This is a genomic window from Microcystis sp. M49636_WE2, assembly GCF_030065375.1.
Lineage (GTDB): Bacteria > Cyanobacteriota > Cyanobacteriia > Cyanobacteriales > Microcystaceae > Microcystis > Microcystis aeruginosa_C.
Genome location: NZ_JASJFG010000057.1, coordinates 1 through 8,726 on the forward strand (window position 1 = coordinate 1; position 8,726 = coordinate 8,726).

Consider the following 8,726-nt stretch of genomic DNA (forward strand, 5'->3'; position numbering starts at 1 on the left):
AAAGCTGAGGGCGCTTTCCCCGTCATCCTCTAAGGGAAATTCTGTCACTAAACTGGCGATTTCTTGCAAGCGTTGCCAGTTTTCAACCACAGAATTTAAATAGCGATCGGGAATGGTTAAATCTAGGATTTTCGCCATGATTATAACGTATTCTTCGGAATTATTCATAGATTTCATTCTGGCTGGGGTGAAGGGGATCAATCGACACCTAGTTAACCTGTGAAAATTGCTAGGATATAAGAGAAAATCTCCTGTAAATACAATAGCTATGCCTAGGCAGGAAGTATAACTTAAATTTGTTCTTGACCACCGACTACCTAGGATCATAACCTGAGATAGGATCCTAGAACTGTATATTGAGATATTTTCCCCTCCTTCACCCCCCGATTAAATTAAACTTATATATGACCAAAAACAAGAGGTAACAAGTCTCCCCTTTCAAGAGAATGAAAATTAAAAGCTACTGAAGACTACTGGTAGTCACTGATAACTGATAACTGATAACTGATAACTGAAATGACCATCTTACAAGACGAAAAACTACTCTTTACTCCCGCAATACCCCACAGTGATGCCCTTAGAACCATTTTTGCCTTTCCTAATCAGTATTCTGTGGGTATAACCAGTTTAGGTTATCAAATTGTTTGGGCAACTTTAGCCCTGCGATCGGATATACAAGTTAGTCGTTTATTTACGGATTTTCAAGAATCTTTACCCCGTTATCCCGAATTAGTCGGCTTTTCCTTTTCCTGGGAATTGGACTATGTTAATATCCTCTCGCTGTTAGAATCTTTAGACATTCCTTGCCACAGTCATCAACGGCAAGATCAGCAAGCGATAATTTTTGGAGGTGGACCGGTTTTAACTGCTAATCCCGAACCTTTTGCCGCTTTTTTTGATGTAATTTTATTGGGAGATGGTGAAAATTTAATTGCTGATTTTATTAATGCCTATCAAGAGGTTAGAAACGCCGCTCGCCCGACAAAACTCCGTCATTTAGCACAGGTTCCGGGGGTGTATGTTCCTAGTTTATACACCGTTAATTATGATAGTCCTGATGGCGAAATTACGGCAATTCTACCCATAGATAATAATGTTCCCGCCTTTGTTAGTAAACAAACCTATCGCAGTAATACCCTTTCTGCTTCTACGGTGGTGACAAAACAAGCGGCATGGGAGAATATTTATATGGTAGAGGTGGTGCGAAGTTGTCCAGAAATGTGCCGTTTTTGTTTAGCTAGTTATCTAACTTTACCCTTTCGTACTGCTAGTTTAGAATCCCTGATTCCCGCCATTGAAAAAGGTTTAAAAGTGACCGATCGCTTGGGTTTATTAGGTGCTTCCGTCAGCCAACATCCTGAATTTGAAACCTTACTTGATTATCTTTTTCAACCAAAATTTGAGGGAGTTAGACTCTCGATCGCTTCAGTTAGAACTAATACTGTCACGGAAAAATTAGCCAGAATTTTATCCCTAAGAGACAGCAAATCAATTACTATTGCTGTAGAAAGTGGTTCCGATCGCTTGCGGGAAATTATCAACAAAAAGTTAGCCAATGATGAAATTATCCAGGCTGCCATTAATGCTAAAGCGGGCGGTTTAAAAGGGATAAAACTCTATGGTATGGTGGGAATACCGGGAGAAGAAACCGAAGATATTGGGGCAACTGTGGAAATGTTAATAGCCTTAAAAAAAGCTGCCTCTGGACTGCGAATCTCTTTCGGTTGCAGCACCTTTGTGCCTAAATCTCATACTCCTTTTCAGTGGTTTGGAGTTAATAAAATGGCCGAAAAAAGATTAAAATATCTAGAGAAACAATTAGGTAAACAGGGCATAGAATTTCGTCCAGAAAGTTATAATTGGTCGGTGATTCAAGCCCTATTATCTAGAGGAGATCGCCGCTTAACTTCCCTGTTAGAATTAACCCGTGGCTACGGTGATTCTTTAGGCAGTTATAAACGGGCTTTTAAGGAACTAAAAGGAAAAATTCCCCCTCTAGATTATTATGTTCATCAACAATGGCGTTTAGAACAGGTTTTACCCTGGAGTCATTTACACGGTCCTTTATCCTCCAATGTTTTAATAAAACATTTAGAAGATTCCCAAAGAAAAAGGTAAAGTATCGCTAATAAGCTAAGACGCATTTAAACAATATCTTGACTATCAGACCCCAAATGAGGTATTCTATCAAGGTAGATCGGATATTGTTGCCATTCAGACTTGGATTGGCCCTATTAAAAAACCAAAAATGTTACTTTTATTAACATAAATCTCGATTAAACCATTAATTTAATCTTAGTTGATCAGCCCATGAGCCAGAAAAATGAGACCGTTACCCTCCTTTTAGCCCTGCTGATTACCCTAATATTTTTTGGGGCAGGTGGTTGGTGGTTATACAATCGTTTTCAAGGAAAAGATAACCCAACCAATCTTCCTGAACTGGGGCAAAAATCGGTATCGGCACAAGCAAGATTTAGTCAAGGGGAAAAATTATTAATAGTTGAAGGGGCTTCTTCTGACAAACAAGCCGCCATACAGGCACTCGGAAAAGGAGACTTTCAGCAAGCAGTTTACCTCCTAGAAAAATCCCTACAAACTAATCGAAATGATCCCGAAGCTCTCATCTACTTAAATAACGCCCGTATTGGTGAAGCTAAGTCCTATACTATCGCCGTTTCCGTGCCAATTGGGAGCAATGTCAACACCGCCCTAGAAGTTTTACGAGGAGTTGCCCAATCTCAAAATCAAATCAATCAAACCGGAGGAATTAATGGCACTCCTTTAAAAGTTCTCATTGCTGATGATGCTGATAATCCCGAAATTGCCGCTCAAATTGCCCAAAAATTAACGGCTGATAACAGCATTTTAGGAGTAGTAGGACACACTAGCAGTGACACCTCTTTAGCTGCGGCTGCTATCTATCAAAAAGCAGGATTAGTAATGATTTCCCCCATCAGTACCTCAGTTAAACTCTCCAATTTTGGTGACTATATCTTTCGTTCTGTTCCCAGTGATTTTGTGGCGGCACGGGCATTAGCCGAATCTAGCTTGCAAAAAAATCCTAACGTCAAGGCAGTGGTATTTTTTAACTCCCAAAGTAATTATAGTCAATCCCTAAAATCTGAATTTATCACCGCTTTAGGATTAGGAGGAGGTCAAGTGGTGAGTGAATTTGATCTATCTTCCCTCACTTTTACCCCTTCTAAAAGCCTCCAACAAGCTCAACAGGAGGGAGCAAATCTAATCGCCCTTCTTGGGGATAGTGGTACCCTAGATAAGGCTTTGCAGGTGGTTCAAATCAATGGTCAAAAATTACCGATTGTGGCGGGTGATGACGTTTATAGCCCCAAAACTCTGGATGTAGGCGGAAAAAATGCCCTGGGCATGATTGTCGCTGTCGCTTGGCATTTGGCGGCTAATCCGAACAGTCCTTTTGTGAATAATTCCCGCCAATTGTGGCAAGGAGACGTAAATTGGCGCACTGCTACCGCCTATGACGCTACCCAGGCTTTAATCGCTGGCATTAAGGCAGAATCTAGCCGCGAGGGAGTTCAACAGGCGTTAAGAAGCAGTAATTTTTCTGTGCCTGGGGCGACTAATCCAGTGCGATTTTTACCGTCTGGCGATCGCAATCAATCCGTGCAATTAGTGGTAGTTAAACCCGGTTCTCGTTCTAGTTTTGGGGTAGATTTTGTGCCAATTTCTCGATAAAATGACAACTAAATCAAGATGAATTATATGTTAGAAACTCCCCCTAAATATTCAGTTCTCGGTTTACCAGTTCATCTTCTCGATAACTACAGTCGTTGGTTAATCGATCGCCTCTATCAAGGTTTTGGTTCCCACGTTGTCACTCTTAATGCAGAAATGGCAATGTTAGGGGAAAATGATGCTAAAGTAGCCCAAGTTATTCGGGAAGCAGATTTAGTTATTCCCGACGGTGCGGGGATTGTCATTTACTTAAAATTAAGGGGCAGAAAACAAACCCGCTGCCCCGGTATTGAATTATCAGAATCCTTAATTACTGAGTTAGGAATGCAGGGAGAAAGTTCTCCTATTGCTTTTTTTGGTGGTAAACCGGGGATTACGGAAAAAGCGGCAAGTAATTGGCAAAAAAAGATACCTAATATCCGTATTCTGGCTAACCACGGTTATCTATCTTCCGAGGAAATGTCCGATTGGATCGAGGTGTTAAAAGATCAACAACCGCGGTTAATTTTAGTTGGTTTGGGAGTACCCCGACAAGAATATTGGATTAGGGAACATCGCCATCTCTGTCCCCAAGCTATCTGGGTAGGTGTGGGGGGTAGTTTTGATATCTGGTCCGGGATAAAAATCCGCGCCCCTCGCTTTTTCTGTGACAATAATTTAGAGTGGTTGTATCGACTATATCAGGAACCTTGGCGCTGGAAAAGAATGTTAGCTTTACCTAAATTTTTCTGGCGCTCTCTTTTTTATTCCTAGTAATAGTTATTATAAATTCTTTTCGATAAAGGCAATCACTCGCTCTAATCCTTCCCGTGTTTTCAAGTTGGTGAAGATAAAGGGTTTATCCCCGCGCATCTTTTTGGCATCTCTATCCATCACTCCTAAATCTGCCCCCACCATCGGGGCTAAATCTATTTTATTAATTACCAATAAATCCGATTTGGTGATACCCGGTCCCCCCTTGCGAGGAATTTTATCTCCGGCTGCCACGTCAATCACATAGATGGTTAAATCTACTAATTCGGGGCTAAAGGTTGCCGCTAAATTGTCCCCACCACTTTCCAGAAAAATTAACTTTAAGTTAGCAAATTTTCTCTCTAACTGTTCAATGGCAACTAAGTTAATTGAGGCATCCTCGCGAATAGCTGTATGGGGACATCCTCCCGTTTCTACTCCTAAAATTCTTTCCGGGGCTAAAGCTTGTGATCTCACTAAAAATTGGGCATCTTCTTGAGTATAAATGTCATTGGTGACTACGGCGATCGGATATTGATCCCGCAAATTTTTACACAGAGCATCGAGAAGGGCTGTTTTTCCTGAACCCACCGGACCGGCAATTCCCACGCGCAAGCAAGACATAGTTTTTTCGGGAAAAAGTGAAAAGGAAAGGGTTAAAAATTTTGGGGCTATCCGATAGAAAAAAGAGGGGTTCGCAGGGCGACACGGATTCCCATTATAATAAAAGGTTAACACAAATCTGAGAATTTGTCAAGCCCTTTTGTCAATAAATTTGGTGAAATTATCAGCCAAAAGATCACCAAAAGTCAGTGATTTGGTAGCCAAAATCCGTTAACATCTGCCTAAATAGGGGTAAACTTAAACCGATAACATTACTGTGACATCCCTCCAATCTTTCTACGAATAAACCCCCCTTTCCTTCTAGGGCAAAACAGCCGGCACATTTGAGGGGTTCTTCGGTGTTAACGTAGGCAATAATTGTTTGATCGCTGATATTGGCAAAGTGAACTTTAGTAATCCCACAACGAGTCAAGGTTTGATGATTAACTCGATCGATTAAAGCATGACCTGTATAGAGTGTACCCACCTGACCACGCATTTTTTGCCAACGCTTGATCGCTTCTGATTTATCCTTGGGTTTGCCATAGACTTCCCCCGCTACTTCTAAGACGGAATCGCAACCAAGAATTAATCCTAAATCAAATTGGGGGGCGATCGTTTGCGCTTTACATTGGGCTAAAGTTTGGACAAGATGGAGAGTATCATCAGCATTAATTGTCGATTCATCAAAGTTACTCACTCGCACAATTGGATCGATTCCTACCATTTGTAATAGTTTTTTACGCGCAGGAGAAGCGGAAGCAAGAATCAAGGGAATAGACATAGTTTTTTCAGTCAAAAGAGATAGGAGATAGTTAGGTAGGGTGGGTTAGGCAATGACAAATTATTAGACTTAATTATCAATTTATCTATTTGCCGTAACCCACCATCAGTTATCAGTTTTTTAGCTATTTCTGCTAGGAATTGGCAGGATTTTCGGGGGGTAAATAACGATCTAAAATCTCAACCATGCGTGATTTTCTTTCTTCAATTTTGTCAAATCGATTGTAAAAATCTGACTGAACCTCATAAAAATCTGACCTCGATCGAGTTAATTGTCCTAGCAGTTGATCAAGTCCCTGTCTGTCTTTTTCCCATTCTTTTTTAGACTGAGCAAGACTATTAGTTAACGCTTCGATCGATTTGGCGTTAGAATTAGCGATCGCTGTAGTTTCTTTTAATCCCTGATTGGTTTCCTGTAGTCCTAATCTAATCTCCTGTAATCCTGATTTAATCTCGCGTAGTTCTGTTAGGGTATTTTCAGCAAGAGATTCGAGTCTATCTAGTCTATTTTCTTCCGAGTTACTCATATTCAGTTATCAGTTATCAGTTATCAGTTATCAGTTATTAGATTTGAGTTTTAAGTGACAGTATTAAATAGAAGTTTCCTACTGTCTTTTCACTGTTTACTGATTAAGTAAGTATGTTATCTTTAATTGTAACTGGCTACCTAGTTGATCATAAGTGGTGCGTTACGACTAACGCACCCTACATTTTACTATTGCCTGTTGCCAGTTTCCCTAACTAACCGAGAAAGAATCAACGATAGTTTCAAAGAGTTCTTGAATTTGCGTCCAACGTTTTTGGGAAGTGGAAAGATTAAAAGAATAGAGTTTATTATTATTAACCGTGACGCTGGCAAGATTATGACGTTCTTGGCCGTTGGCTAATTTAACTTGATATTCGAGGATATAATAATCTTGTCCGTCGATTTGATGGGATTCTGAGCGAATTAATTCTACTTCCTTATCGAGATTGGGGTTAAGACTATTATTTTTCAGGAGACGATAGCCAACTTCCGAGGGTGTCCCTAAATCTGTTAAGGTTTTATTGTCGGGGACGGGGTTGATAATAACGCTTAAATTTTCACTCGTTTCGATCAGGTCATGAAAAACCACATCTACTCCCGCAACTTTTTTCACATCCACCTGCGTCCAACCCTTAGGATATAAAAATTGATAGCCTTGGCTGCCACTGGTGTATCCTTGCAGTCCAGCGATGGGAGTTGTACAACCGGTGAAGAGGAGGGTGGTGATTAGGAGGAAAGTCGCCAAAAGAGATTTAATCATGATATTTTGACCTGTGAGTAGGGCTGTTTAATTTTACCTTGAATTGTTTAGGTGAACGGATTATGAAAATTAAGAAAAAATTGACAATTATTATGGCTATAGCGACTTTTTTACTGACTATCTCTCCCCTAAGCGCTCAAACTACCGCTAACCCCGTCAAGGCTGTAGAATTTTATAATCGGGGGGTGGATCGTTTAACCGCAGGGGATTACTCAGGGGCGATCGCAGATTTTACTCAAGCTCTACAATTAGAACCGAAGGATGCCGATGCTTATTATAATCGCGGCTACGCGGAATTAGTTCTCGGCCAGTACGAGCGAGCGATCGCAGATTATACCCAGGCCTTGACAATCAACTCTAATTATGTTAATGCTCTCGGTAATCGTTGTTATGCCTATTATCTGACGAAAAAATACGAGGCAGCGGTGGAAGATTGCACAAAAGCGATCGCTTTAAACGGAAATTTTGCTGATTTCTTTATTTATCGCGGTAATGCTAAGGATGACTTAGGTAGACACCCAGAAGCGATCGAGGATTACACAAAAGCTTTGAGTTTACAGGGAACCAGAGGACAGGATCGCATTTTATATAATCGCGCTCTAGCCTATAACCGAGCCGGACAACAGGAAATGGCTTTAAGGGACTATGATGAGAGTCTGAAAATCAATGCTAATTTTGCCGAAGCGTACCACAACAGGGGTTTAACCCATTATAAATTGGGAAACAGGGAAAAAGCGATCGCTGATTTAGAGGCGGCGGCTCGTCTGGCGTTATCTCAGGGTAAACAGGGGACTGCGGCTAAGTCTCAGTCAGCAGTGGCATTAATTCAGGGTCAAAAGCCTTAAAATAGGGAGTAGTTGTGATATTAGCACTAAATAGGAGTGAAAGAGGCTAAATCGCAACTACGAGGGACTAAATTTTAGCCAGCTTGGGATGCGTAAAAAGCGACGGCTAACAGTCCACCCACAAGTGTGATCGCAGCAACACCCCAGAAAAGATAATTACGTTGTTGCGATTTAGTCGGGGGATCCGCTTGATAAACTTTCGGTTCGGCGGCGAAATTATTTAAGCGTCCACCTTCTTCGTTTGTATAAGGCATAATCAAAACCTCGAATATGACAATTTTTCAGGAAAAAAATCCTCTTATTACAATAGTACAACATATTAGTAACCGAGTCGGGGATGTGGGAAATTCCCACGGGGATAACAATTCTTAGTCTTGGGGTAACTGCCGGACTCTGCTACTTTTATTTGCGATCGCAATTTCAAGGATTGAAACTGCGAAAACAAGTTAAAAAAGGCTAATCATACTAAATCCGTTTTTAATACTATAATAATGAGCCTTGAATATAAGTATTGCTTCTTTCTTTTTTAAATCTTTTAAATCTCTCTGCAGCTATCTCGCAATAGTCTGGTCGAATTTCAAAACCCACAAAAATTCTTCCTAATCCCAAGGCCGCTATTCCTGTAGAACAAGAACCAGCAAAGGGATCAAGAATTATTTCTACCGGATTAGATGAAGCTTGTATAATTCTCTCGACAATTGCTAAAGGAAATTGTGCGGGATGTCCGGTTCTTTCCTTAGAACTGCGCTTTTCTCCTGTAGTGACT

At 40.8% G+C, this 8,726-nt stretch carries 12 protein-coding genes; 5 read left to right on the plus strand and 7 right to left on the minus strand.

Annotated elements, in window-relative coordinates:
• Window positions 1-327, minus strand: a 327-nt coding sequence (locus tag PX484_RS25600) for a DUF4089 domain-containing protein (protein ID WP_353853203.1), incomplete at its 3' end; no start/stop codon positions are given.
• 189 nt (window positions 328-516) lie between these two features.
• Here PX484_RS25600 and PX484_RS01310 point away from each other — a divergent pair.
• The 3 genes from PX484_RS01310 to PX484_RS01320 all read left to right on the plus strand — a co-directional run bounded on the left by PX484_RS01310 (window position 517) and on the right by PX484_RS01320 (window position 4,464).
• The gene (locus PX484_RS01310; RefSeq protein WP_287766048.1) at window positions 517-2,118 is read left to right on the plus strand and encodes a B12-binding domain-containing radical SAM protein; all 1,602 of its coding nucleotides are present in this window, start codon (window positions 517-519) and stop codon (window positions 2,116-2,118) included.
• Between the two features lie 192 nt (window positions 2,119-2,310).
• On the plus strand, window positions 2,311-3,711 hold the full coding sequence (locus tag PX484_RS01315) for an ABC transporter substrate-binding protein (protein ID WP_288102692.1): 1,401 nt from the start codon (window positions 2,311-2,313) through the stop codon (window positions 3,709-3,711).
• 27 nt (window positions 3,712-3,738) lie between these two features.
• Entirely contained in the window at window positions 3,739-4,464 is a 726-nt protein-coding gene (locus PX484_RS01320; RefSeq protein WP_046662779.1) for a WecB/TagA/CpsF family glycosyltransferase, read from the plus strand.
• Between the two features lie 9 nt (window positions 4,465-4,473).
• Here the strand turns inward: PX484_RS01320 and ureG are convergent, their stop codons facing one another.
• From ureG to psbP, 4 genes are all read right to left on the minus strand, one after another.
• Window positions 4,474-5,067, minus strand: a complete 594-nt coding sequence (gene ureG, locus PX484_RS01325) for an urease accessory protein UreG (RefSeq protein ID WP_002792251.1) — start codon at window positions 5,065-5,067, stop codon at window positions 4,474-4,476.
• Window positions 5,068-5,242: 175 nt separating this feature from the next.
• Entirely contained in the window at window positions 5,243-5,830 is a 588-nt protein-coding gene (locus PX484_RS01330) for a Maf family protein (protein ID WP_287766046.1), read from the minus strand.
• Between the two features lie 133 nt (window positions 5,831-5,963).
• Entirely contained in the window at window positions 5,964-6,356 is a 393-nt protein-coding gene (locus PX484_RS01335; protein ID WP_287766043.1) for a hypothetical protein, read from the minus strand.
• Between the two features lie 210 nt (window positions 6,357-6,566).
• Entirely contained in the window at window positions 6,567-7,115 is a 549-nt protein-coding gene (gene psbP / locus PX484_RS01340; RefSeq protein WP_002801162.1) for a photosystem II reaction center PsbP, read from the minus strand.
• Window positions 7,116-7,177: 62 nt separating this feature from the next.
• Here psbP and PX484_RS01345 point away from each other — a divergent pair, with 62 nt between their 5' ends.
• Complete coding sequence (locus PX484_RS01345) at window positions 7,178-7,960, plus strand: tetratricopeptide repeat protein (RefSeq protein WP_002801164.1); 783 nt, start codon at window positions 7,178-7,180, stop codon at window positions 7,958-7,960.
• A gap of 74 nt (window positions 7,961-8,034) precedes the next feature.
• Here PX484_RS01345 and psb34 read toward each other — a convergent pair whose 3' ends face one another.
• On the minus strand, window positions 8,035-8,214 hold the full coding sequence (psb34, locus tag PX484_RS01350) for a photosystem II assembly protein Psb34 (protein WP_002732326.1): 180 nt from the start codon (window positions 8,212-8,214) through the stop codon (window positions 8,035-8,037).
• 83 nt (window positions 8,215-8,297) lie between these two features.
• Between psb34 and PX484_RS01355 the strand changes: the two genes are divergently transcribed.
• Window positions 8,298-8,420, plus strand: coding sequence for a hypothetical protein (locus PX484_RS01355; protein ID WP_288102693.1), 123 nt, complete (start codon window positions 8,298-8,300; stop codon window positions 8,418-8,420).
• 23 nt (window positions 8,421-8,443) lie between these two features.
• Here the strand turns inward: PX484_RS01355 and PX484_RS01360 are convergent.
• A partial coding sequence (locus tag PX484_RS01360) for a DNA-methyltransferase (protein ID WP_288102694.1) occupies window positions 8,444-8,726 on the minus strand: 283 nt, incomplete at its 5' end.